Origin of the sequence: Streptomyces sp. NPDC014995 (assembly GCF_043080745.1) — a bacterium.
Classification (GTDB): Bacteria; Actinomycetota; Actinomycetes; order Streptomycetales; family Streptomycetaceae; genus Streptomyces.
The window spans coordinates 164,512-188,301 of sequence record NZ_JBIBVX010000018.1; the positions used below are offsets into that span (position 1 = coordinate 164,512).

Consider the following 23,790-nt stretch of genomic DNA (forward strand, 5'->3'; position numbering starts at 1 on the left):
GATATGAGTGCTGTTCCTCGTTCCGAAAAGCCGGTGGGCCGGTTCCGGCGCATGCTTGACCGGCTCTCCTCGTCGCAGGAGGACCTGGAGTCCGAGGAGCTGCGGGAGGACGCCGACACCGCCGGCTGTACCCGGATCGGAGACTGCCAGGACCGACAGATAGTGACGGTTACTGGTACCTTGCGCACGGTCACCCTGCGGCCGCGCGCCGGAGTCCCGGCCCTCGAGGCCGAGCTGTTCGACGGTTCCGCCGCGCTGGACGTGGTGTGGCTGGGCAGGCGCTCCATCGTGGGGATAGAACCGGGGCGCCGCCTCATAGCATCGGGCCGGATCTCGATGAGCCGGGGCCGCCGCGTGCTGTTCAACCCGAAGTACGAACTGAGACCCCTCGGTAGGGAGTAGCCGGTGACGTCGCTCGACAAGCCGACCGAAGACACTCAGCAGGACGACGCCCGGACGGTGACGGAGGCCGCGCTGTTCGAGGCGTTCGGCGGGGTGCGGGGCATGGTCGAGACGGTGCTGCCCGGCCTGCTCTTCGTCACGATCTACACGATCAACAAGGACCTGCACATGTCGGCGATCGCCGCGCTCGCGGTGTCGCTGGTCCTGGTCGTGGTCCGCCTGGCCATGAAGGACACCGTGAAGCACGCCTTCAGCGGTGTCTTCGGTGTCGCCTTCGGTGTCGTGTTCGCGATGATGACCGGCAATGCGAAGGACTTCTACCTGCCCGGCATGCTGTACACGCTGGGACTGTCCTTGGCGTACATCATCACGACGCTGTGCGGGGTACCGCTGCTCGGGCTGATCCTCGGGCCGGTCTTCAAGGAGAACCTCTCCTGGCGGACCCGCAATCCCGGGCGCAAGAAGGCGTACGCCAAGGCCAGTTGGGCCTGGGGACTGATCCTGCTCGGCAAGTGCGCGATTCTGTTCCCGCTGTACTGGTGGGCCGACACGACGCAGCTGGGCTGGGTGCTGGTCGCGCTGAAGATCCCGCCGTTCCTGCTGGCCGTGTGGCTGACCTGGGTGTTCCTGGCGAAGGCGCCGGCGCCGATCGACGTCTTCGCCGAGATGGAGGCGGAGGAGAAGGAAGCCGCGGCGAAGGAAGCCGCGGCCAAGGAGGGCGCGGAGGCTGGTGGGCGGCACCGCCGGGACGCGTAACCTTCGGCGTCGATGCCGTCCTCGCTGGGGGCCGCCGCCCCCAGAGCCCCGCTTTCAGAACCCTCTGGCCCTGACCCTCCGGCCCTGAACGGGCGTCGTGCTCAACGGGCGTCGTCCTCGCCGAGGGTCGTCCTCGAACGGGCCTCGTCCTCGAACGCCGGACGGGCTGATCCGGTCAGCCCGTCCGGCGTCGGTCGTTCGGGACGGCTCAGCCGCCCGTGTCCTCCCGCCGTACCGACAGCAGGTCCTCCAACTGCTCCTCCCGGGCCTGGGCGGCCACGAAGAGGAGTTCGTCGCCGGGCTCCAGGGAGTCCTCGCGCGACGGGGTGAGGACGCGGTTGCCGCGAATGATGGTGACCAGGGAGGTGTCCTCGGGCCACTCGACGTCGCCGACCCGGGTGCCGGCCAGGGCCGACTCCTCGGGGAGGGTCAGTTCGACGAGGTTGGCGTCGCCGTGGCTGAAGCGGAGCAGGCGGACCAGGTCGCCGACGCTCACCGCCTCCTCTACCAGCGCGGACATCAGACGGGGGGTGGAGACGGCGACGTCCACGCCCCAGGACTCGTTGAAGAGCCACTCGTTCTTGGGGTTGTTGACGCGGGCGACGACGCGCGGGACGCCGTACTCCGTCTTGGCGAGGAGCGAGACGACCAGGTTCACCTTGTCGTCGCCCGTCGCGGCGATCACGACGTTGCAGCGCTGGAGCGCCGCCTCGTCCAGGGACGTGATCTCGCAGGCGTCGGCCAGCAGCCACTCCGCCTGTGGGACGCGCTCGACCGAGATGGCGGTCGGCGCCTTGTCGACGAGCAGGACCTCGTGGCCGTTCTCCAGCAGTTCGCCCGCGATCGAGCGGCCGACGGCTCCTGCTCCGGCAATGGCGACCCTCATCAGTGACCGCCTTCCCTCGGGCCCTCGGCGAACGACGCCTCGACCTTCTCGACCTCGTCGCTGCGCATCATCACGTGCACCAGATCGCCCTCCTGCAACACGGTCTGCGAGGTGGGCAGGATCGCCTCGCCGAGGCGGGTCAGGAACGCCACGCGGACGCCCGTCTCCTCCTGCAGCTTGCTGATCTTGTGGCCCACCCAGGAGGCGGAGGCGTGCACCTCGGCGAGCTGGACGCCACCGGTGGGGTCGGTCCACAGCGGCTCGGCGCCCGACGGGAGCAGCCGGCGCAGCATCTGGTCGGCCGTCCAGCGGACCGTGGCCACCGTCGGGATGCCCAGGCGCTGGTAGACCTCGGCGCGGCGGGGGTCGTAGATACGGGCGGCGACGTTCTCGATGCCGAACATCTCACGGGCCACGCGGGCGGCGATGATGTTGGAGTTGTCGCCGCTGGAGACGGCGGCGAAGGCCCCGGCCTCCTCGATGCCCGCCTCGCGCAGGGTGTCCTGGTCGAAGCCGACTCCGGTGACCCGGCGGCCGCCGAAGGAGGAGCCAAGGCGGCGGAAGGCGGTGGGGTCCTGGTCGATCACGGCGACCGTGTGCCCCTGTTGCTCCAGGGTCTGGGCGAGAGCGGAGCCCACTCTGCCGCAGCCCATGATGACGATGTGCACGACCGTCCTTCCGAGGTCAAGGGTTGCTGACTTGGCTTGAACAGGGTCTCAGACCGCTGACCAAGCTACACATGCGCGGTACGTGGTGGGCACCCCCGTGCGCAGTCAGCGGGCTCAGCGACGGCTGATGCTCCAGAGACTGAGGACGGCGAGAATGCCGAGGCCGACGAGGGTGCCGAGGGCGCCGATCAGCTCCGCGGTCGTGTGCATGAAACCTCCCAGAGGCGGCAGCGGGCGAGGGATTGTCATATAGGCATGCCGATCGCCCCGGCCGGGCAATCCGCCGTCGCGGCGAGGCCGAATTCACCCGGGAGGCAGACGCGGCACGGCGTCACCCGACCGAGCCCGGGGCCGAGTGGGCGGCCCCCTGTTCGAAGGCTTACGATCCTCTGTTGTGTCCAAACTGACCGACGTGCCCAAACGGATCCTGATCGGGCGCGCTCTGCGCAGTGATCGGCTCGGAGAAACGCTCCTGCCGAAGCGCATCGCCCTTCCCGTCTTCGCATCCGACCCGCTCTCCTCCGTGGCCTACGCGCCCGGGGAGGTGTTGCTGGTCCTGTCGATCGCGGGCCTGTCGGCCTACCACTTCAGCCCGTGGATCGCGCTCGCGGTCGTCGTACTGATGTTCACCGTGGTTGCCTCCTACCGCCAGAACGTCCACGCCTACCCCAGCGGCGGCGGCGACTACGAGGTGGCCAACACCAACCTCGGCCCCAAGGCCGGCCTCACCGTCGCGAGCGCGCTGCTCGTCGACTACGTCCTGACCGTCGCCGTCTCCATCTCCTCCGGCATCGAGAACCTCGGCTCCGCGATCCCGTTCGTCGTCGAGCACAAGGTGGCCTGCGCGGTCGCCGTCGTGGTGCTGCTGACGGTGATGAACCTGCGGGGCGTCAAGGAGTCGGGCAAGCTCTTCGCGATCCCGACGTACGTGTTCGTCACAGGCGTCTTCCTCATGATCGCGTGGGGCGCGTTCCGAGCGATGGTCCTCGGGGACACCATGCGGGCGCCCACGGCCGAGTACACGATCAAGCCCGAGCATCAGGGCCTCGCCGGCTTCGCCCTGCTCTTCCTCCTGCTGCGTGCCTTCTCCTCCGGCTGTGCCGCGCTCACCGGCGTGGAGGCGATCTCCAACGGCGTGCCGGCCTTCCGCAAGCCCAAGTCGAAGAACGCCGCGACCACACTGGCGATGATGGGCCTGCTGGCCGTCACCATGTTCTGCGGCATCATCGTCCTGGCCCTCGTCACCGACGTCCGCATGGCCGAGAACCCGGCCGCCGACCTGCTGAAGAACGGCGTCGCCGTCGGCTCCGACTACGTCCAGAACCCGGTGATCACCCAGGTCGCCGAGGCCGTCTTCGGCAAGGGCAGCTTCCTCTTCCTCGTGCTCGCCGCGGCCACCGCCCTGGTGCTGTTCCTGGCGGCGAACACCGCCTACAACGGCTTCCCCGTCCTCGGCTCGATCCTCGCCCAGGACCGCTACCTGCCCCGCCAGCTGCACACCCGCGGCGACCGCCTGGCCTTCTCCAACGGCATCGTGCTCCTGGCCGGCGCGGCGACCCTGCTGATCGTCCTGTACAGCGCCGACTCCACACGTCTGATCCAGCTGTACATCGTCGGCGTGTTCGTGTCCTTCACGCTCAGCCAGACCGGCATGGTCCGCCACTGGAACCGGCACCTGGCGACCGAGACGGATCCCGGCCAGCGCCGTCGCATGGTCCGCTCCCGCGCGATCAACACCTTCGGCGCCTTCTTCACCGGCCTGGTCCTGGTCGTCGTCCTCGTCACCAAGTTCTCCCACGGCGCCTGGGTGGCCCTGCTCGGCATGGTGATCTTCTACGGGACGATGACCGCGATCCGCCGCCACTACGACAGCGTGGCCGCGGAACTGGTCGCGCCCGAGGGCCCCAGCGACGACAGTGTCCGCCCGTCGCGCGTCCACTCCGTGCTGCTGATCTCCAAGATCCACCGCCCGACGCTGCGCGCCCTGGCCTACGCCAAGCTGATGCGCTCCGACACCCTGGAGGCACTCACCGTCAATGTCGACCCGGCCGAGACGAGGGCGCTGCGCGACGAGTGGGAACGGCGCGGCATCGACGTACCGCTGAAGGTCCTCGACTCGCCCTACCGGGAGGTCACGCGGCCGGTCATCGAGTACGTCAAGAGCCTGCGCCGGGAGTCGCCCCGCGACGCGGTGTCGGTGATCATCCCCGAGTACGTGGTCGGCCACTGGTACGAGCACCTGCTGCACAACCAGAGCGCGCTGCGGCTGAAGGGCCGGCTGCTGTTCACCCCGGGCGTGATGGTGACCTCGGTGCCGTACCAGTTGCAGTCGTCCGAGGTGGCGAAGAAGCGGGCCCGCAAGCGGCAGGAGTGGAGCGCTCCGGGTTCGGTCCGGCGCGGCCCCGCGGCGGAGGACCGGGCGAAGGAGCCGTCGAGCTCCGCCGGCCCGGAGGCCTGACCGGCTCGTGGTGAACGGCCGGGCGACAGCCACGTAGACTGGTGGGCTGTTGTCCGGCCGTTCCTCGTTCGACGTTGTGGAGTCACCCCGCCATGCAGGCAGAACCGAAGAAGTCTCAGGTGGGGTCGCTGGTGGGCGAGGAGTACGAGGTCGAGATCGGCCCCGTCGCCCATGGCGGCCACTGCATCGCCCGTACGGACTCGGGTCAGGTGCTGTTCGTCCGGCACGCGCTGCCCGGCGAGCGGGTCGTGGCCCGGGTGACCGAGGGCGAGGAGGGCGCCCGGTTCCTGCGCGCGGACGCGGTGGAGATCCTGTCGGCCTCCAAGGACCGGGTCGAGGCCCCCTGCCCCTTCTCCGGCCCCGGCCGGTGCGGTGGCTGCGACTGGCAGCACGCCAAGCCGGGTGCCCAGCGCCGAATGAAGGGCGAGGTCATCGCCGAGCAGTTGCAGCGGCTCGCGGGCCTCACTCCCGAGGAGGCCGGCTGGGACGGCACGGTGATGCCGGCCGAGGGCGACAAGCTGCCGGCGGGCCAGGTGCCGCAGTGGCGGACGCGCGTGCAGTACGCGGTGGACGCCGGGACGGGCCGGGCCGGTCTGCGCAAGCACCGTTCCCACGAGGTCGAGCCGATCGACCACTGCATGATCGCCGCGGAGGGCGTCAGCGAGCTGGGCGTCGAGAAGCGGGACTGGAGCGGAATGGCCTCCATCGAGGCGATCGCGGCGACGGGTTCGCAGGACCGCCAGGTCATCCTCACCCCGCGGCCGGGCGCGCGCCTGCCGATCGTCGAGCTGGACAGGCCGGTGTCGGTGATGCGGGTCGAGGAGAAGGACGGCGGGGTGCACCGCGTCCACGGCCGCCCCTTCGTCCGCGAGCGCGCGGACGGCCGTACGTACCGCGTCGGCAGCGGCGGCTTCTGGCAGGTCCACCCGAAGGCGGCGGACACCCTGGTGACCGCGGTCATGCAGGGCCTGCTGCCGCGCAAGGGCGAGATGGCGTTGGACCTGTACTGCGGAGTCGGTCTCTTCGCGGGCGCGCTCGCCGACCGGCTCGGCGAGAAGGGCGCGGTGCTCGGCATCGAGTCCGGCAAGCGTGCCGTCGAGGACGCCCGCCACAACCTCGCGGGCTTCGACCGGGTGCGGATCGAGCAGGGCAAGGTCGAGAGCGTGCTGCCGCGGACGGGGATCACCGAGGTCGACCTCGTCGTCCTGGACCCGCCCCGGGCGGGGGCCGGCCGGCAGACGGTCGAACACCTGGTCACGCTGGGAGCGCGCAGGATCGCGTACGTGGCCTGCGACCCGGCGGCGCTGGCACGGGACCTGGGGTACTTCCGGGACGGGGGGTACCGGGTGCGGACGTTGCGGGCGTTCGATCTGTTTCCGATGACGTCGCATGTGGAGTGCGTGGCTATTTTGGAGCCTGCCGCAAAGGGGCTCTGACCTGCGGGTTCTTGTAGCTTACTCAGGCGCGGCCCGTGCGCTCGATCTGTTTCCCGGAAGGCATGACGTGAACCACGTCCGATGCGCCTGAGCGTCACTGAGCTGCTGTTTTGCGAGCACTACGGGGACGGCGACTGTGCCTCGTCAGGTGGAGGCCAGCACGGAGGCAGGTTGTCTTGACGCTCGGATGACGCTCGATCTGTTGGCCTGTCAGAGGCCGCCTCCGAGCCTCTCTCCATCTCTGGCGCGTTCGTGTCCCCGTGGCCGGAGGCCCGGCCGCTGACGCAGTGGTATCCACAGGAACAGCAGGACGAGCGAGATCCCGATGACGACCTGTCCGAGCGAGAGTCCGGTGACGCGCGCGATGCCTTGGGTCAGCACCGTCCAGGGATCGGCTCCGAGATCGGCTTTCACCAGCATCGCCGGACAGATTCCGAACAGGGCGAGACCGAGCAGCATCCGGGCGGCGGGCTCGACAGGCCTGTCGTGGAGGCTGCGCATGGCGGTTGGCCGCCGCGGCCACCAGGGTCTCGGCCGCCTGTGTCGCGTCGGCGACGGCAGCGGACGCGACCTGGTGTTGGCGAGGGAAGCGCTGAGGGCGTATCCGATCGCGGTGACCCGTCACACGCTAGAACCGATCGAGTCCCCTGAGGCTGGGCCCACAGGTGGAAAAGAGCACCCCGCGTCCTCCTTGAGGCCCCCCTCCGTAAGGAGGAGGGGGCGACGATTTCACCGTCGGCGGCCACGCCGCCTCCGGGAGGCGTCAGGCGGCCGGAGCGGACGGCCGGCCGCCGAAGACGCTGCGGATCCAGACCTCCGCGAGTGCGGCCACGCGCTGGTCGTCGGGGATTCGCGGCTCCATGCCGAGAAGGGCGGCGTACAGGTTGCGCTCGCTCATCCACACCAGGGTGGTGGCGAGCGTGGCGGCGGGTGTGCCCGCAGGAGCGCGCCCCGTGGCGCGCTCCTGCTCGATCCATGCCGTGGCCGGTTTGATGAACAGGTCGAGCAGCCCGGTGTAAACGCCTTGCAGCTCCGCGTCCGATGCCATGGCGTCGGACGCGGCCAGCACCACCGGTGCGTGTTCACGCCACAGGGCCAGGATCTCGGAGTAGTTGGCCTCGAACGTCCGCTGAGGCGTCGGATCCGCCTCGGTGGTGCCGAATCCGCGCAGCGCGATTTCCAGCTTGTCCTGCATGACCCGCTCCAGGAGAGCCGCCAGCAGGGCGTGCTTGGTGTCGAAGTAGAAGTAGAACGTGGGGCGTGAGATGCCCGCTCTGGCGGCGACCTCCCCGACGGAGATCTCCGTGAATGGCTTCTCCGCCAGCAGGGCCTCCGCGGCGCTGAGCAGTGCTTCCAGACGGCGATCTCCCCGGCTGGCAGGACGGGCCCAGCTGCGCGGGGCCGCCTGAGCCGACTCCTGCGATGCGCTCGTGTGTGAGGGGCGGGCTGCCACGTGGTGGGTTCCTCTCCTTCTGCGGCTCCTGCCCTGCGCGAAGAATTCTGTCCGCCGGTGTGGAGCTCTGCTCATGGTAGCCAGCAGCAGGGGCCGTCCCTGTTCGTGCCCAGCGGCCACGGAGCGGGGGGCGGCCGAGGAAGGGCGGGCGTTCGGAGGGGGAGGCGGTGGGTCGGCGGCTGGTACTCAACAGGTGTTGGTTTAAGCTGACACATGTTGATCGGCACTCGTCCGCAATGTGCACACCCGCGCCGCCCCCCATCGAAAGGGCCCCACGTGGCAACCATCCTGATCACCGGAGCGTCCGACGGTCTCGGCCGCGCACTGGCCGAGGATCTCGCGGCGGACGGCCACCGCCTGCTGCTGCACGGCCGCAACCCGGAGCGGCTGGCCGAGGTCGCCGCCGCCACGGGCGGAGAGGTCTTCCCCGCCGACCTGTCGTCCCTCGCCGCGACGAAGCGGCTCGCAGCCGACGTCCGTGCCCGGCACTCCCGTCTCGACGTCCTCGTGAACAACGCGGGGGTGGGCTTCCAGGGCGGAAGCACGGTGCGGGAAGTTTCCGCGGACGGCTACGAACTCCGGCTGGCCGTGAACTACCTCGCGCCGGTGCTGCTCACCCGTGAGCTCCTTCCCCTGCTGCGCGAGGGCGCGCCCGCCCGCATCGTCAACGTCGCCTCGGTCGGCCAGCAGCTCTTCGACTTCGACGACCCCCAGCACGAACACCACTTCACCCAGGCCGACGCCTACTGCCGCTCCAAGCTCGCTCTGATCAGCCACACCCTCGATCTCGCGGAGCAACTGGCCGACTCGGGCGTCACCGCGAACGCCGTCCATCCCGCGACCTTCATGGCGACCACCATGACGAAGACCTCCGGTATGCCCGCCCAGGAGCCGCTGGAGAAGGGGGTGGCGGCCACGCGCCGCCTGGTGGACGCCACCGATGTCACCGGTCTGACCGGCGCCTACTTCCACAGTGAGGAGAAGGCCCAGCCATCGGAACCGGACGCCCTCAGCCCCGCATACCGCCACCGCCTCGCCACGCTCACCCAGGACCTGTTGGCGGCCGCAGGCGTCTGATCACCCGCTCTGATCGCTCACTTCGGATCAGGCGGTTCGCAGGCCACCGGCATGACACCCACGACCGGTCCGCCTTCCACGTTCCACGGCCCGGGCAGCCTCCCGCCCGCACCCCACCTTTCGACGTTCCACAGGAGTGTTCATGGCACGCACGTACGTCAGCGCAGTCGTCCCCGCCACCGCGGAATCCGTATGGCAGGTCCTCCGCCCCTTCGACGGCCTTCCGCAGTGGCACCCGGCCATCGAATCGAGCGTGCTCGAAGAAGGCGGGGCCACGACGGTCGGAGCTCTGCGGCGCCTGCGCTTCGCCGGTGGGGACACCACGGTGCTGGAGCGTCTGACCGCGCTCGACGACACCGCACGCACTTTCACCTACGAACTCGTCGAGCACCCCTTCCCGGTCCGCAGCAGCGTCTCCACGCTTCGGGTGCTGCCCGTGATCGACACCGGAGAGGCATTCGTCGAGTGGTCGGCCGAGTCGGAGGAGGACACCGCGGACTCCGCCGCCGCGCAGACCCTCGTCGAGGAGCTGTACGGCAGTGGCCTGGCCGCGCTGCAGCGGCGCTTCGGGGCCTCCCGGTCTCTTCGCGAGGCGTCCGTCGACTGAGCGGATGCTCTGGTCAGGTCGGTGGCCGCTGCCGTATGGCTGGAGCTGAGCCTTCGCTCAGGTGGCCCATGTATCCGGCGGGAGCGGGTCCACCTCCGTGGGCGCCGTACATACCGGCCGGCCGGCACCCGGCCTCCTGGCACAGGCTGTCGGCCGACCGGCACCCAGCAGCCTGTGTCAGGAGGTCGCCGAGGTGAACGTCTCGGTGCCGATGGTGTCGAGCAGGGCCAGCGTGCGTGCGTCGGACGAACCAGGTTCGGCGGTGTACACCACGATCCGTAGATCGCTTCCCTCCACGGTCAGGACGTCACAGTCCAGGGTCATCGCCCCGACCTGCGGATGAAGAATCGTCTTGCGGGTCGCCGTGTGCCGGGCGACGGAGCCGTGCTGCCAGAGGTGGTCGAAGCGGGTGCTCACCGAGCGCAGATCGGCGATGAGCGTGTGGAGTCGCTCGTCGTCCGGATGGCGACCTGCCGCGGCGCGCAGGTCCGCGACGGCCGCGGTCTCGAAGGCCGCGTCCTCTTCGGGTGTGGAGACCACCCGGGATGGGGCGCCGGTGAAGTGCCGCCACAGCAGATGGCGTTCGCGCGGCGGCTCGGCGGACAGATCGCCGAGCAGGGCCGTGAGCAGCGGGTTGGCGGCGACGAGGTGCCAGGCCGCGTCCAGGACCATCACAGGAGTCCCGGCAAGGCGGTCGAGTATTCGCTGAATACCCGGAGTGATGTGCCTGTTGACGCCGGTGGTGCGTGGATCCGCGTGGCCGGCCAGGCGGAACAGATGGGCGTTCTCGTCGTCCGACAGGCGCAACGCCCGGGCCAGAGCGGCCAGCACCGGGGGAGAAGGGGTTCCGGCGCGTCGTTGCTCGAGGCGAGCGAGGTAGTCGACGGAGAGTCCGGCAAGGTGCGCCACCTCTTCGCGCCTGAGGCCGGGAACGCGCCGCAGGCTGCCCGTGGACAGTCCGACGCTCGCCGGGCTGAGGCGGTCGCGCCAGTCGCGCAGGCACCGTGCGAGTTCTCTTCGATCCATGCCTCCATGGTCACCCGAACCGGACGGATCAGCGTCGCCCTGCCAGTCCTAGGCAGAAGCGGTCTCTCGTGCCTGCGCCGGTCCGAGGGCACGGTGGTGTCGGAGCAGCCGCGAACGGCGGTTGCTTCGGCAAGGAGCATCACCATGACCCGAACGAACGAGGCAGAGCGCCCCGGCACCGGACGCCTGGCGGGAAAGACCGCACTGGTCACCGGGGCACCGCGCAGTATCGGCCGAGCCGTCGCCGAGGCGCTCGCTCAGGAGGGCGCCGACATCGTCCTCCACTACCGCAGCCGCCACGGGGAGGCGGAGGACGCCGCGCGGGCGATCCGCGAGCAGGGCGTCGAGGTACTGCCCGTTTCGGCGCGTACGCCACCAGCAAGAACGGCGCCACCGCGACGATCCGCACCCTCACCATGGAGCTCGCCGAGCGGGGCATCACGGCCAACACCGTCGCTTCGGGTGCCGTCCTGGACGGTTTCCTCGCCGAGGAGAGCGATGTCCTCAGCCCCGAGGCGATGCGGTACGTGGCCGCCTCCGCGCCCGCCGGCCGGCTCGGAGAACCGCGACATCGCCGCCGCGGCGCGGTTCCTCGCGCTGCCCGAGGCCGAGTGGGTGAACGGTCGGACCCTGACCGTCAACGGCGGAAGCTGGGTCTGATCATGAACATCACCGTTGACCACTCCGCCGTCATCGACGGCGGCCCGAAGTCGGTCTGGACGCTCATCGCCGCCTTCGAGGACATGCGGTGGCATCCGCAGGTGGACGGCAGCCGACTCGTGAGCGGTGAGTCCGGGCAGGTCGGTGCCGTGCGCGAACTGTCCCTCGCCGACGGCAGCACGGTACGCGAGCGCCTCGAAGAGCTGGATCACGCCCGGATGACGCTGGTCCACAGCTTCCAGGGCGACCCACCGATCCCCGTCTCCATGTCCTCCCGCACCACCGTCTCGCTGCAGCCCGCTGACGGGCAGACGGCGGTCACCTGGCAGGGCCGCTACGGCGTCGCGGACAGCGATACCGCGGATCTCGTCACACGGATCAGCCGCGAGACCGTCTGGCCGCTGACCGCACATGCCCTGAGCGTCGCAATCGGCCGCTAGCCAGGCCGGGCAGCGCATCTCCAGACCCTCACGGCATCCCTCCCCTCCGCACCCCTCACGCTTCTTCGATCCCAGGAGCACCTGACATGACGTCCCACCCCAACCACCACCCCGCACCCCTCACCATTCAGGCTCGTCGCCTGGAGGGCAAGGTCATCCTGATCACCGGCGCATCCGCCGGCATGGGCGAGGCCGCCACGCGGCGCTTCGCCGCCGAAGGCGCACACGTCATCGCCGCGGCCCGGCGCACCGACCGCCTTCAGGCGCTGGCGGCCGAGCTGTCGACGGCCGACAACCAGGTCCTCGCCGTCCCGCTCGACGTCACGGACGAAGCCTCCGTCGAGGCCGCGGTCGCGTCGGCCGTCAAGCGCTTCGGCCGGCTCGACGGCGCACTGAACGCCGCCGGTGTCACCAGCTCCGGGGCGCCCCTGCACGAGATGGCGACCGCGTCCTTCGAGCGGGTCATGGACATCAACGCCAAGGGCGTCTTCCTGTCGATGAAGCACGAGATCCCCGCTCTGCTCGCCGCGGGGGGCGGCTCGATCGTCAACGTCTCGTCCATCGGCGGCATGGTCGGCGTGGCCGGGATCTCCGAGTACGTGGCCTCCAAGTGGGCGGTCAACGGCCTGACCAAGAGCGCCGCCCTCGAACTCGCCGGGTCGAACATCCGCGTCAACTCTCTCGCACCCGGCTCCACCCGCACCGAGATGTGGGACATGCTGCCCCTCGAACTCCAGGAGCATCTGGCGGGCATGGCCCCGATGAACCAGATCGCCCTGGCCGACGACATGGCGCGCGTCGCCCTGTTCCTGCTGTCCGACGAGAGCCGTTGGACCACCGGCGCCGTCATCCCGGCGGAAGGCGGGCATCACGTCGGACGCTGACCCGCCGGCCGGCTCGGGGCACCGCCAATGGCGGTGTCCCGAGCCGGACCCGGCAGAGCTCCGGCGGCGGTCCGGTGCGGAAGGCGGGTGTCGGTCCGGCTCGACCCGGCGTCGGCGCCGCACGCAGCGGGGCGACAGGCCTTCGTTAGGGTTGCCGGGCGAAGAGGGGCCGTCGTGACGTGCCTTTGCAAGTGACGCGGCACGCACCTGCCGTGGGAGAAGGGCAGGAGATGGAAGCACCGATACGCGGCACTGTCGCTGATCGCGTGAACGCGGCGAGGGACAGCGTGTTCGTCGGCCGGGAGACCGAACTGGCCCTGTTCCGTGACGCCCTCGCCGGACGCCCCGGTGCCGCCTCCGTCCTCTACGTGCACGGCCCCGGCGGCATCGGTAAATCGACCCTCATGCGGCGGTACGCCAACGAGGCCCGCGCTGCCGGCCGACCGGTGGTCCACGTGGACGGCCGTGCCCTGTCCGCCGCACCGGAGGCGTTCGAGAAGGCGGCCGCTGCGGTCGTGCGCACGCAGGGTGCGCTTCTGCTCGTCGACACCTTCGAGTACTGCCAGAGCCTGGAGGGCTGGCTGCGCGAGGAGTTCCTGCCGGGCCTGGCCGACGACGTACTGGTGGTCGTGGCGGGCCGACAGGCGCCGGACGTCAGCTGGTCCGCGGACCCCGGCTGGGCCGGTCTGCTCACGGTGGTGGCGCTGGAGGACCTCGACGCGAGCGAGGCGGAGACCTTCCTGGTGAGACGAGGTGTCGACCCCGCCCACCGGCGGCCTCTGCTCGCCTTCGCCTCCGGCCACCCGCTCGCGTTGGCGCTGGCTGCTCATGTGGCCCGGACGGAGGGCATCGACCTGCCCGCTTCCGCATCCTGGCGGCCCGCCCCCGAGGTCGTCGCGTCGCTGCTGCGGCGGATCCTGGGACATCTCCCGGGCCCGCGGCACCGCCTCGCCCTCGAAGTCTGTTCCCAGGCCCATCTGACGACCGAGACACTCCTGCGTGCCGTGGTGGGGGACGACGCCCCGGAACTGTTCGCGTGGCTGCGGGAGCAGCCGTACGTGGACCACTGCGCCGAGGGAGTCTTCCCCCACGACGTCGTACGGGAGGCACTGGCGGCCGACCTGCGGTGGCGGGACCCCGAGAGGTTCGACCGGCTGTACCGGCACCTGCACCAGCACCTGCTGGAAGGGATCGGCTCCGCGCCGTCCGAACGGCTGCTGCACGCGGTCGGTTCGCTCCAGTTCCTCTACCGGGGCGAGGGACACATGGCCCAGAGCCACCTGTGGCATCTCCCCGGGCTGGTCGAGGACCACCCGTACCGGCCCTCGGACGAGGCGCACGTACTGGCCCTCGCCGAACGGGCCGAGGGCCCCGACTCGGCCGTGACGGTCCGCTACTGGCTCCGGCACCGGCCGCAGGACTTCCGGGTGCAGCGGCTGCGCGGCACGGCGCCCGCCGTCGCCTTCTCCGCCTGGCTGCGACCGGAGCCCGACCAGGGCCGCGCGCACGACCCGGTCGCCGCCGCGGCCTGGGACCATGTCGCGTCGCACGGCCCGCTCGGGCCCGGCGGGCACATCGCCCTCGGCCGTTTCCACGTCCATCCGCGGCACTACCAGCGGCCTTCGCCGGTGATGGACCTGATGCTCTGGCGCATGCTCGGCGAGATCCTCCGGGACGGCGGTCTGGCGTGGTCGTTCATCGTGCTGCGCGACGACGGGTTCTGGAACGCGCACATGGAGTTCTGCGATATGACACCGCTGGAACAGCCCGTCACCGTCGGCGGATCGGCCTACCGGATCTTCGCCCACGACTGGCGCGACCTGGCCCCGAGAGCATGGCTGACGGACAAGCAGCAGGCACTGCTGTCCGGCACGGACGACGGCTTCGCCGAAGCCGGTACGTCTGACCCCTGGCCCCACTCCCCCCTATCTCCGCCGGAGTTGAGCCGCCCTGAGTTCACCGCCGCGGTCCGATCCGCGCTGCGCGACCTGACTCAGCCGCGGGCCCTGGAGCTGAACCCCTTGCGGCACAGCCGCCTGGTCGCCGACCACGGCATGACACTGCGGGAGGTGCTCGCCAACGCCGTCGCATGCCTGGTCACCGAACGCGGAGGAGACAAGGCACTCCGCGTCGCCACGCTCGCCTTCATGGAGGGAGCACCCACCCAGGAGGCGGCGGCCCGGCGCTTGGACATGCCGTACAGCACCTACCGGCGACACCTGACCGCCGCGGTCTCACGGATCGAGGAGACCATGTGGCATCACGAGGTGAACGGCCTGCCGCTGCTTCCTCCGTGACGACACGGCAGTCCGCGCGGCCGCCTTCCGTGGGTGCTTTACGGACTGCCGTCCCTCTCGGTCACGGACGCCGGTCGATCTCAGGCCGCAGCACCACCTTGCCGATGGTGGCCCGGGTCTCCAGGGCGTGATGGGCCTCGGCCGCACGCACGAGCGGGAAGCACTGGACGACGGGGCGCAGCCGTCCGGCCGCCGCCCACTGGAGCGCGGTCTCCTCCAGCCTGCGGATTCCGCCCGGCAGCCCGAACATCGAGGGACCCACGGCCAGTCGGGAGGTAATGCCGCGCTGCCCCAGCTCCTGCGGCGAAAAGCTGGTGAACCGTCCCTCGTCGGAAACCCAGCCGTAGTACAGGTGCCGTCCTCCCGCACCGAGCGTCTCGGCCGCGGTCCGGCCGAGCCGACCGCCCACCCCGTCGAGGACGACGGTCGACGGTACGCCGCCCAGCGCGTCGCCGAGTCGCTCCTGCCAGCCGGGCAGGGTGTAGTCCACGGCATGGTTCGCGCCCTGCTCCAGCACCACGTCGAGCTTGTGCCGACTTCCGGCCAGGCCCACGGCCACGGCGCCCGCCCGTCGGGCCGCCTGCATGAGCAGCGTGCCCAGGCCCCCTGCGGCCGCCGTGACCACGACGACGTCCTCGGCCGACAGGGCGGCCTGCTCCAGAATGCCGATCGCGGTCCGCCCGGTGCCGATCATGGTGACGGCGGCGTTGTCGTCGAGCCCGTCGGGAACGTGGTGCAGGGAGGCGGCCGACGTCACGGCGTGCGTGGCGTAACCGCCGTTGCGCTCGTGCCCGAGATAGGCGACCGCCCGTTCCCCGAGCCATCCTTCGTCGACCCCCGCGCCAACGGCGTCCACCACACCCGCCGCCTCCCGGCCCGGTGTCATCGGCAGGTGCGGCAGTGCCATCCCCATCTCGCGCCCTGCGCGCAGCACGGTGTCCATCAGGTGGACCCCCGCCGCTGTGACAGCGAGGCGGACCTCGCCCGGGCCCGGCGACAGTGGCTCCACCTCCTCGTACACCAGCACGTCCGGTGCGCCGAAGGCATGTTGACGTATCGCGTACATGGTTCTTCCTCTTTCCGTCGTCGGCTCGCGGGCGGGGCCGACGTCCTGTCGGCGTGGATCAGCCCCGGCGCTGGGTCAGGAACGACAGGACCTCGGGGGCCGGGGTCATCGCGGCGATGTTCCGGGAGGCCGCCTCGGCGGCGGCGCGGAACGACGGCTCCCGCAGCACCCGCGCTACCGCCCCGCCCGCCTCGTCCGCCGAGCCGATGACCTTGGCGGCACCCAGCGCGGCCGTCCGTTCGGCGTTCAGGGGCTTGTCGAGGCCCATGGGCCAGATCACCATCGGAACGCCGGCGCCGAGCACCGAGAGCACCGTTCCCGCACCGCCCGAGGAGACGACCGCGTCCACACCCTGGAGCAGCAGGCCCATGGGAACGAACCCGGTCACGTGGACGCCGCTGCCCTCCACGGGCAGGGTCTTCGCCTCGGACGACGGTGGAAGAGCGACCACGACGTTCACGTCGTGCCGGGTGAGCGAGGCGACGATCCGGGTGAGCGCGTCGGCGTCGTCGATGATCGTGCCCAGGGTCACGAGGACCCGGGGCAGGTGCTCGCGGCCGGGGAAGGACGGCGCCCGCCAGTCCGTTCCCTCCTCGGACTCGTGCGCCTGGGGCCGGATGGTGACGCGGTCCGCCGACGGCTCCCAGTCGTCGCGCTGGAGGCAGTCGGGCCAGGGGTCGACCGACGCCGTCGGCCGGGCCAGGGTGATGCCCCGCTCCGCCGCACGCGCGGCGGCCGTCGCCCACATGGCCTCGGCCAGGGGGGTCTCCAGGGCGATCCCCACGCCGTGGGAGGCCCACGGCACGCGCAACTGCGAGGCCGCCAGGGGGCCGAGGAAGTCCGCGGTCTCCGCTATCACCAGGTCAGGGGCGAAGTCGCGGGCCGCCGTCAGGGCGTCGTCCGCGCCGAGGTCGACCCGGGTTCCGCCGAAGAACTCGCCCACGGTGGCCGGGCTCATGTCGGTGGCGGCGTTCTTCCCGGTGCGCCGCTGGAACTCGCCCAGGGTGTCCTCCAGGGTCGCGCCCGCCGCGCGGACGGTGGCGGGAGCCACCACGTCTGCGAGGGAGGCGTGTGTCAGGAACGCGGTGGTGTGACCGGCCTGGCGGGCCGCTCTTTCGAGGGGGAGCAGTGGCAACAGGTGGCCGTAGGCCGGCGTGCCGGAGAACAGGATGCGCATGGAACACCTTCAGCAGAGAGAACAGGGGCCTGGGCGGAGCGTCCCTGTGGTCAGGGAGGCGGCAGTGCCCGAACGGGTCCGGTCGGCGCAGGCCGCGCGGCCCGGCCGGACCTCGTCCCTTCATCATGCGGGCCACGACTGCTCATGCGAGGCCATGCCGACTGCTCACCTCTGCTCAATTCCGCCCACACGCCGCCACGGCCCTGCTCGCGTGGCACTCGGCCCGCCCCGACTTCCGGTGACCGAGTGGAATGGGGCCCACCCTGCTCCTATAACGCGATCAGCCGATGTCACCCGCACATGGCGAACGTTGGCGGCGCCCGTCAGCAGCAGCCTCACCGCATCCGCCCGCTCGGGTACGAGCACCACCGAGGGGAGAGGTTGCTGAGTGCCCTCACCCGCTGCCCCAGATCCGGGATCCCTGGTGGATCTGGCACGTCCAGGACGGCGAGCGCCTGGCCACGGAGTTCAGCCAGGAATATGACGAGGCCTTAGATATGGACGTCTCTTCGGAATGTCTCCGTCATCATGAGCCCGGCGTCGGATTCCCAGGTATGTCGCTGCTCAATTACTGCTCGGCTGTTCTCGGTCCAGAGTTTTCTCCTGTTACGGAGTCATCCGGTCGACCGCCTGTTTCGCCTCCAACAGGCCCGCACCGGTGATCTCCCGGTACTTCTTGATCGCGGCGACGTCCTGTCCGTCGCGGGCCAGTGCGGCCACGTCGGCCAGCTGAGGATCGTCGTTCCGTATCTGGAGATGTTCAAGGAGCAGGTCCACCTTGCGGTCAAGGGCCCGGATCCGCCGGTCCAGCCGGCTCGCCCTGCTCTCCACTGTCACGATGGTCACGATGCCGGTCAGGGCGATGACGACGAGCATGGCTGTGCTCACTGGTTGTCCCTTTCTCTCCGTGGCGGTCAGGCGCTGGGTTCGGGCGCAGGCCCCGTGCGCGGTGTCACCAGTCCGCAGTCGTACGCCAGGACCACCGCCTGCACGCGGTCGCGCAGCTGGAACTTCTCCAGGATGTGCGCGACATGGCTCTTCACGGTCGTCTCACCGATGCCCAGTTCCCGGCCGACCTCCGCGTTCGACAGGCCACGGGCCAGAGCGCGCAGCACGTCCAGCTCGCGGGCCGTCAGGGCGTCGAGCCGGGGCGGCACGGCGGGCGCGGTCCCCGACGGCATACCGGCGAACCGGTCCAGCAGTCGGCGGGTGACGCGTGGAGCGAGCACGGCGTCGCCCGTGGCCACCGTCCGGATCGCCGCCACCAGGGAGTCGGCGGGGCCGTCCTTCACCAGGAACCCGCTGGCGCCCGCCCGCAGCGCGTCCACGACATGGGCGTCCAGGTCGAAGGTGGTGAGGATGATGACGCGGCTGGACGACGCACTACGGGCGATCAGCTCGGTGGCCTCGACACCGTCCATGTTCGGCATCCGGATGTCCATCAGGACGACGTCGGGCGCCAGCCGCTCGGTCTCCGCGACAGCCTCCCGGCCGTCGGACGCCTCCGCGACGACGTCGATGTCCCCTTCGGCCTCGAGGATGAGCCGGAACCCGGTCCGGATCATGGGCTGGTCGTCAGCCAGCAGAACGCTGATGCGCCGCATACGGTTCGATTCCTTTGCCATGGTGCTGTCGGTCAGGCCGGTTTCAGGACGGCATGGACGCAGAAGCCCCCGCCGGGCCGCTCACCCGTGTGCAGGGTGCCGCCCACGGCGGCGATCCGTTCCCGCATGCCGACCAGGCCGTGTCCGGTGCCGTTCGCGGGTGTCTCGGAGGTCCGAGCCGCGGACACGGCCGGACCGTCGTCACAGACCCGCAGAGTGAGGCGTTCCGGTCCGTCCTCCCAGATGATCCGCACCTGGGTACGGGTCGGACCGGCGTGCTTCATCGTATTGGTCAGCGCCTCCTGGACGATGCGGTAGGCCGTCAGGTGGGTTCCGGCGGGCAGCGGGAGCGGTGTGCCCGTCACCTGGTAGTCGACGTCAAGGCCCGTGTCCCGCACGGAGTCGATCAGTGCGGGCAGGGCGTCCAGGGTCGGCTGGGGCGGTTCCTTCGAAGGGTCGGCCTCGGCCTCCTCGTCGGTCCGCAGCACATCCAGGAGCCTGCGCAACTCCGTGACGGCGTCCCGACCGGTCTGCTCGACCGCCGCGTGCAACTCGTGGGCCTTCTCCGGATCACGGTCCTGGACCCGGTCGGCGGCGATGGTCTGCACGACCATGAGGCTCACGTTGTGGGCGACGATGTCGTGCAGTTCGCGGGCGATGCGGGCCCGCTCGTGCATCACCGCCGTCCGGGCGTTGGCGGCCTGTTCGCGCTCGAGGGAGGCCGCGCGTTCCACGGCCTCGTCCCGGATGGCGGCACGCGCCTTCGCGAGACGGCCCAGAGCCCAGGCCGCCAGCAGGAGGACGGCCTGGGTCAGGAACGTGGCGATCCGGTGTCCCGCCGGCGCGATGAGCCCCTCCACCAGGGAGTCGAGCGGGATGAACACCCCTGCCACGACGGTGGTGATCCAGGGACCGCGGCGCACCGCCGTGAGGTACACGGCCGTGGCGACGGCCAGGTACGTCGGGCCGATCGAGGTGCCCTCGGACCCCGAGAGCTGGGGAACGTACGTCAGCGCCTGCAACGTGCTCGCCGCCGCCGCGGACACCAGCAGACTGCCCAGCGGCAGGTGGCGGTGCACCGACATGGGCAGAGCGACCAGCAGGACGAGGACGAACCACCAGGTGTCGGGTGCCCGCAGGTCCTGGCTGTCCGCCGGGATCGCCGTCGGCAGGGCGAGACAGCCCGCTGCGGCCAGGACGGCCAGCACAGCGTCCGTCCACGCGGCCGGTACCCCGCGCCCTGCCCAGGAGCCTGTCACCTTCATCATTCGACTTTAGAGTCGGACTTTCTCCGTGCCGCCACCCGCAGGGTGGAGCCGCCTGCCGCTCCTCCTCCGTGATGCCCCCTCCTCAGGGAGGAGGCGGCGGGGACCCTGCCCGGCCGGCCGCCGGACCCCTCATCCGGGCGGCGGAGCCCCCGCCCCGTCTCCGCCGACGGGCGGAGGAGTGGATTCGACGTGAGGGCGGAGGATACGGCCGCTCGTCGCGGATGGACTGGAGGCACCACACACCGCATCACTCGACGAGGCCACTCATGCTCAGAGCACGCGGCCGGCAGACACCGGCCGACACCACCCCCGCCGCCACCGGAAGCGCGGTACGGCTGACCCAGGTGACCAAGCGCTACGGCGACGGCGCGTCGGCGGCCGTGGCCCTCGACGATGTCAGCATCGGGATCCGGCCCGCCACGTTCACCGCCGTCATGGGGCCGTCCGGCTCCGGCAAGAGCACCTTCCTGCAGTGCGCCGCCGGACTCGACCGGCCCACGTCCGGCATCGTGCAGCTCGGCGGGCAGGACCTCGCCGAACTGAGCGAGAGCAGGCTCACCGAGTACCGCAGGACCCGTATCGGCTTCGTCTTCCAGGCCTTCAATCTGCTGCCGTCCCTCACTGTGGAGCAGAACATCACCCTGCCCCTGCGACTGGCCGGCGCCGCCGCCGACAGCACCTCGGTCCACAGCGTCGCGGCCGGTGTCGGACTGACCGGCCTGCTGCGCCGCCGGCCCGCCGAGCTGTCCGGGGGGCAGCAACAACGCGTGGCCATCGCGCGCGCCCTGATCACCCGTCCGGAGGTCGTCTTCGCCGACGAGCCCACCGGTGCGCTCGACCCCGACACCGCACAGGACATCCTGCACCTGCTCCGGCAGGCGGTGACCGACCTGCACCAGACCGTGGTGATGGTCACCCACGACCCGGTGGCGGCCCAGCACACCGACCGCGTCGTCTTCCTTGACGCCGGGCGCGTGGTGCACAGCGTGGACCGGCCCTCCGCGGACCAGGTCAAGCGTGTGATGTCCGAGCTGCGGGGGACCCGCTGATGCTGCGCCTCGCCCTCGCGACGCTCCGCGCCCGCAAGGGGCCGTTCGCCGCGACTTTCCTCGCTCTGCTGATGGGCGCGGCGGTGATCAGCGCCTGCGGGGTGCTGCTCGAGTCCGGGCTGCGCTCCGCCCTGCCGCCCGAGCGCTACGAGAACGCACCACTGATCGTCGCCGGACGGCAGAGCGCGGAACTCGACGTGAAGTCCGCCGACGGCTCCACCTACCGCAGCTCTCAGCCCCTGCCCGAACGCCTCGTGCTGCCCGCGGACCTCGCCGACGACATCGCAGCGGTCGACGGCGTCGCCTCCGTGGTGCCGGACCGGGGCGCGGCGGTCCGGCTGCTGCACGAAGACCGCGCGGTGACGGGCCGCAACGGCGCGTCACCGCAGCTGCACAACTGGGACAGCCTCGCACTGGGCGGTTTCCGGCTCGCAGTGGGCCGCCAGCCGCGTGGCGCGCACGAGGTGGTGCTGGACTCCGACCTCGCCGCCCGTAGCGACCTGCGCGTCGGCTCCCGGGTACGACTCATGACGAGCTCCACTCCTGCCACCTTCGAGGTGGCCGGTCTCGTCGCGCTCGACGGCGGCCGTGCACCCCGCCAGTCCGTACTGTTCGCCGCCGACTCCGTCCTCGACCGGCTGGCCCCCGACACCGCAAGCGGCGTGTACGCCTTCGGTGTGGTGCCCCGTCCGGGAACCGCGCCGTCCGACATCGCCTCGGACATCGAGCACACGCTGAAGGGGCAGCGGTCCGTCAGCGTGTACACGGGTGGTGATCGCGGCGAGGCCGAGTTCACCGATGTCGCCGTCGGCGCCGCGAACGTGGTCGAACTCGCCACCGGCATCGGGGGAAACGTCATGTTGGTGGCCGTGTTCGTACTGTGCGCCACGACCTCCCTCGCGGTGCGCCACCGCCGTCGCGAGCTGGCGCTGCTGCGGGCGATCGGCACCACACCGCGCCAGCTGCACGGCATGATCGCCGCGGAGTCGGCCGTGGCGGGCCTGGTGGCGGGTCTCCTCGGCTGCCCGCTCGGGGTGGGTGTCGTGTACTGGCTCAGTTCCCAGTTCGCGGGCCGGGGCATCGTCCCTCCGGACTTCCGGCCGGTGCTCGGCCCGCTCCCGTTCCTGGCCGCCGTCGTCGCGACCGTCGTCACCGCCGTCGCGGCGGCCTTCGTGGCGGCCCGGCGCGCGGCCCGCATCCGCCCCACCGAAGCCCTGGGGGAGGCGGCGTCCGAGCCCTCCCGCCTCGGCCGGGGGCGCCTGATCACCGGCGGTGCGCTGCTCGCCCTGGCCGCGGCGGTACTCGGCCTGGGCCTGGGCTACCGGGCCGACTTCCTGACCCTCGTGGGTCTGGCCAACTCCCTGGTCCTGCTGCTCGCCGTCGCCGCCGCCGTGCTCGGTCCGCTGCTCACCCGCGCGGCGGTCGGGCTGCTGGCACCTGTGCTCGACCGGACGGGCGTCACCGGCTGGCTGGCCGCGGCCAACTCCCGCAGTGGGGCTGTCCGGACGGCCGGCGCCGTCACGCCTCTCATCCTGGCCGTCTCCTTCGCCGCGACCGTGGTGTTCACCCAGACCACCCAGCTGCGCGAGTCCGCCGACGAGATCCGCTCCGGCACACTCGCCGACCACGTACTGACCGCCCCGTCCGGTGTCCCCCCGCAACTGGCGCGCAAGGCCGCGGAGTTGTCGGCCGTGGCGGCCGCGACCGGTGTGGTGCGCTCCAAGGCCGTCGGGGTGGCTTCGTTGCTCGGGGAGGAGGAGACCGTGTCACTGAGCGCCCAGGGCGTCGAGCCCCGGGCCCTGGGTGACACGCTGGACCTGGACGAACGTGACGGCGACCTGTCCGCTCTGACGCGGGACACGGTGGCGCTCAGCACGACGGCGGCCTCGTGGCTCGGTCTCGATGTCGGCGACCGGGCGCACCTGTACCTGGGGGACGGCACGGCCTTCGACGGCAAGGTGATCGCCGTGTACGGCCGCGGCTTCGGCTTCGCCGACCTCACCTTCGACCACGATCTGCTGCTGTCCCACACCACGGAGGCCGTCGACCGGTCCGTCCTGGTCCGGTCGGCGTCCGGCTCCGCGGACACCGAGCGGCAGCTCTCCTCGCTGGCGCGTGACTATCCGGGCACGAAGCTCAGCGGCACCCTGGCGGCCGATGCCCAGGTCGAGGAGCAGCGGGCGACCGCCTGGGTGAACTATCTGGTGGTGGGCCTGATCATCGCCTACACCGCCATCACCGTCGTTAACACCCAGGTGATGAACACTGTCGCCCGCAGGCGGGAGTTCGCCCTGCTGAGGCTGACCGGCACGGACCGCTCGCAGGTGCTGGGCATGATGCGGCGCGAGAGCCTGACCGTGGTCGTGGTCGGCGCCGTGGTGGGAGTGGCGCTGGCGCTGCCGCCGCTGGTCCTGGTCGCGATCGCCCTGACCGGCACCCCGCTGCCGACCGCTCCGGTGCTGGGCTGGCTGGCCATCCTCGGCTCCACGGCCGTACTGGCGGTGGCCGGGGCGATGCTGCCCGCACGGCTGATGCTGCGGGCGCGACCGGTGGAGGCGATCGGGATGAAGGAGTAG

The 23,790-nt window shown here is 70.9% G+C and carries 22 protein-coding genes and 2 pseudogenes; 14 read left to right on the forward strand and 10 right to left on the reverse strand.

The features are described 5' to 3' along the window. Positions 1-3 precede the first annotated feature (3 nt). Positions 4-402, forward strand: a complete 399-nt coding sequence (locus tag ACF1A1_RS31780) for an OB-fold nucleic acid binding domain-containing protein (RefSeq protein WP_392004450.1) — start codon at positions 4-6, stop codon at positions 400-402. A gap of 3 nt (positions 403-405) precedes the next feature. After that, on the forward strand, positions 406-1,158 hold the full coding sequence (locus ACF1A1_RS31785; protein ID WP_392004451.1) for a DUF3159 domain-containing protein: 753 nt from the start codon (positions 406-408) through the stop codon (positions 1,156-1,158). A gap of 208 nt (positions 1,159-1,366) precedes the next feature. Here ACF1A1_RS31785 and ACF1A1_RS31790 read toward each other — a convergent pair whose 3' ends face one another. Further along, positions 1,367-2,044: a potassium channel family protein gene (locus ACF1A1_RS31790; RefSeq protein WP_392004452.1), complete on the reverse strand. Its 678-nt coding sequence runs from the start codon at positions 2,042-2,044 to the stop codon at positions 1,367-1,369. Further along, complete coding sequence (locus ACF1A1_RS31795; protein ID WP_392004453.1) at positions 2,044-2,712, reverse strand: potassium channel family protein; 669 nt, start codon at positions 2,710-2,712, stop codon at positions 2,044-2,046. Before ACF1A1_RS31795 ends, ACF1A1_RS31790 begins: the two co-directional genes overlap by 1 nt. A gap of 394 nt (positions 2,713-3,106) precedes the next feature. On the opposite strand from ACF1A1_RS31795, the gene ACF1A1_RS31800 reads away from it, so the two are divergent. Beyond that, on the forward strand, positions 3,107-5,170 hold the full coding sequence (locus ACF1A1_RS31800; RefSeq protein ID WP_392004454.1) for an APC family permease: 2,064 nt from the start codon (positions 3,107-3,109) through the stop codon (positions 5,168-5,170). A 92-nt stretch (positions 5,171-5,262) separates the two neighbouring features. Continuing rightward, positions 5,263-6,606 (forward strand): class I SAM-dependent RNA methyltransferase, encoded by a 1,344-nt coding sequence (locus ACF1A1_RS31805; RefSeq protein ID WP_392004455.1) that lies wholly within the window; start codon positions 5,263-5,265, stop codon positions 6,604-6,606. A gap of 210 nt (positions 6,607-6,816) precedes the next feature. Here ACF1A1_RS31805 and ACF1A1_RS31810 read toward each other — a convergent pair whose 3' ends face one another. Both ACF1A1_RS31810 and ACF1A1_RS31815 read right to left on the reverse strand, forming a co-directional pair. After that, on the reverse strand, positions 6,817-7,107 hold the full coding sequence (locus ACF1A1_RS31810; protein ID WP_392004456.1) for a hypothetical protein: 291 nt from the start codon (positions 7,105-7,107) through the stop codon (positions 6,817-6,819). 262 nt (positions 7,108-7,369) lie between these two features. Then, complete coding sequence (locus ACF1A1_RS31815) at positions 7,370-8,059, reverse strand: TetR/AcrR family transcriptional regulator (protein ID WP_392004457.1); 690 nt, start codon at positions 8,057-8,059, stop codon at positions 7,370-7,372. 276 nt (positions 8,060-8,335) lie between these two features. Between ACF1A1_RS31815 and ACF1A1_RS31820 the strand changes: the two genes are divergently transcribed. Then, a complete protein-coding gene (locus ACF1A1_RS31820; RefSeq protein ID WP_392004458.1) occupies positions 8,336-9,136 on the forward strand; it encodes an SDR family NAD(P)-dependent oxidoreductase in 801 nt (266 codons plus the stop codon). Between the two features lie 142 nt (positions 9,137-9,278). Beyond that, positions 9,279-9,743 (forward strand): SRPBCC family protein, encoded by a 465-nt coding sequence (locus ACF1A1_RS31825; protein ID WP_392004459.1) that lies wholly within the window; start codon positions 9,279-9,281, stop codon positions 9,741-9,743. 177 nt (positions 9,744-9,920) lie between these two features. Here the strand turns inward: ACF1A1_RS31825 and ACF1A1_RS31830 are convergent, their stop codons facing one another. Next, a complete protein-coding gene (locus ACF1A1_RS31830) occupies positions 9,921-10,769 on the reverse strand; it encodes a helix-turn-helix transcriptional regulator (protein WP_392004460.1) in 849 nt (282 codons plus the stop codon). Positions 10,770-10,913: 144 nt separating this feature from the next. Between ACF1A1_RS31830 and ACF1A1_RS31835 the strand changes: the two are divergent. The 6 genes and pseudogenes from ACF1A1_RS31835 to ACF1A1_RS31860 all read left to right on the forward strand — a co-directional run. After that, a pseudogene (locus tag ACF1A1_RS31835) lies at positions 10,914-11,095 on the forward strand (SDR family NAD(P)-dependent oxidoreductase); the annotation flags it as partial. Positions 11,096-11,116: 21 nt separating this feature from the next. Beyond that, positions 11,117-11,278, forward strand: a pseudogene (locus ACF1A1_RS31840) (SDR family NAD(P)-dependent oxidoreductase); the annotation flags it as partial. After that, on the forward strand, positions 11,268-11,429 hold the full coding sequence (locus ACF1A1_RS31845; protein WP_392004487.1) for a hypothetical protein: 162 nt from the start codon (positions 11,268-11,270) through the stop codon (positions 11,427-11,429). The pseudogene ACF1A1_RS31840 and the gene ACF1A1_RS31845, both read left to right, overlap by 11 nt. Before the next feature lie 2 nt (positions 11,430-11,431). Continuing rightward, the gene (locus ACF1A1_RS31850; protein WP_392004485.1) at positions 11,432-11,869 is read left to right on the forward strand and encodes an SRPBCC family protein; all 438 of its coding nucleotides are present in this window, start codon (positions 11,432-11,434) and stop codon (positions 11,867-11,869) included. An 86-nt stretch (positions 11,870-11,955) separates the two neighbouring features. Then, the gene (locus tag ACF1A1_RS31855; protein ID WP_392004461.1) at positions 11,956-12,753 is read left to right on the forward strand and encodes an SDR family NAD(P)-dependent oxidoreductase; all 798 of its coding nucleotides are present in this window, start codon (positions 11,956-11,958) and stop codon (positions 12,751-12,753) included. A gap of 266 nt (positions 12,754-13,019) precedes the next feature. Then, positions 13,020-15,050, forward strand: coding sequence for an AAA family ATPase (locus ACF1A1_RS31860; RefSeq protein WP_392004462.1), 2,031 nt, complete (start codon positions 13,020-13,022; stop codon positions 15,048-15,050). A gap of 61 nt (positions 15,051-15,111) precedes the next feature. On the opposite strand, the gene ACF1A1_RS31865 is transcribed toward ACF1A1_RS31860, so the two are convergent. From ACF1A1_RS31865 to ACF1A1_RS31885, 5 genes are all read right to left on the reverse strand, one after another. Beyond that, positions 15,112-16,116, reverse strand: coding sequence for a zinc-binding dehydrogenase (locus tag ACF1A1_RS31865; RefSeq protein WP_392004463.1), 1,005 nt, complete (start codon positions 16,114-16,116; stop codon positions 15,112-15,114). A 58-nt stretch (positions 16,117-16,174) separates the two neighbouring features. Beyond that, on the reverse strand, positions 16,175-17,293 hold the full coding sequence (locus ACF1A1_RS31870; protein WP_392004464.1) for a glycosyltransferase: 1,119 nt from the start codon (positions 17,291-17,293) through the stop codon (positions 16,175-16,177). A gap of 606 nt (positions 17,294-17,899) precedes the next feature. Further along, positions 17,900-18,181 carry a hypothetical protein gene (locus ACF1A1_RS31875; protein ID WP_392004465.1) on the reverse strand — a complete coding sequence of 94 codons (282 nt, stop codon included), beginning with the start codon at positions 18,179-18,181 and terminating at the stop codon, positions 17,900-17,902. A gap of 26 nt (positions 18,182-18,207) precedes the next feature. Beyond that, positions 18,208-18,897 (reverse strand): response regulator, encoded by a 690-nt coding sequence (locus ACF1A1_RS31880; protein ID WP_392004466.1) that lies wholly within the window; start codon positions 18,895-18,897, stop codon positions 18,208-18,210. Between the two features lie 32 nt (positions 18,898-18,929). Next, positions 18,930-20,165 carry a sensor histidine kinase gene (locus ACF1A1_RS31885; protein ID WP_392004467.1) on the reverse strand — a complete coding sequence of 412 codons (1,236 nt, stop codon included), beginning with the start codon at positions 20,163-20,165 and terminating at the stop codon, positions 18,930-18,932. Between the two features lie 266 nt (positions 20,166-20,431). Here ACF1A1_RS31885 and ACF1A1_RS31890 point away from each other — a divergent pair, with 266 nt between their 5' ends. Both ACF1A1_RS31890 and ACF1A1_RS31895 read left to right on the forward strand, forming a co-directional pair. Then, the gene (locus ACF1A1_RS31890) at positions 20,432-21,214 is read left to right on the forward strand and encodes an ABC transporter ATP-binding protein (protein WP_392004468.1); all 783 of its coding nucleotides are present in this window, start codon (positions 20,432-20,434) and stop codon (positions 21,212-21,214) included. Continuing rightward, on the forward strand, positions 21,214-23,790 hold the full coding sequence (locus tag ACF1A1_RS31895) for an ABC transporter permease (RefSeq protein WP_392004469.1): 2,577 nt from the start codon (positions 21,214-21,216) through the stop codon (positions 23,788-23,790). Before ACF1A1_RS31890 ends, ACF1A1_RS31895 begins: the two co-directional genes overlap by 1 nt.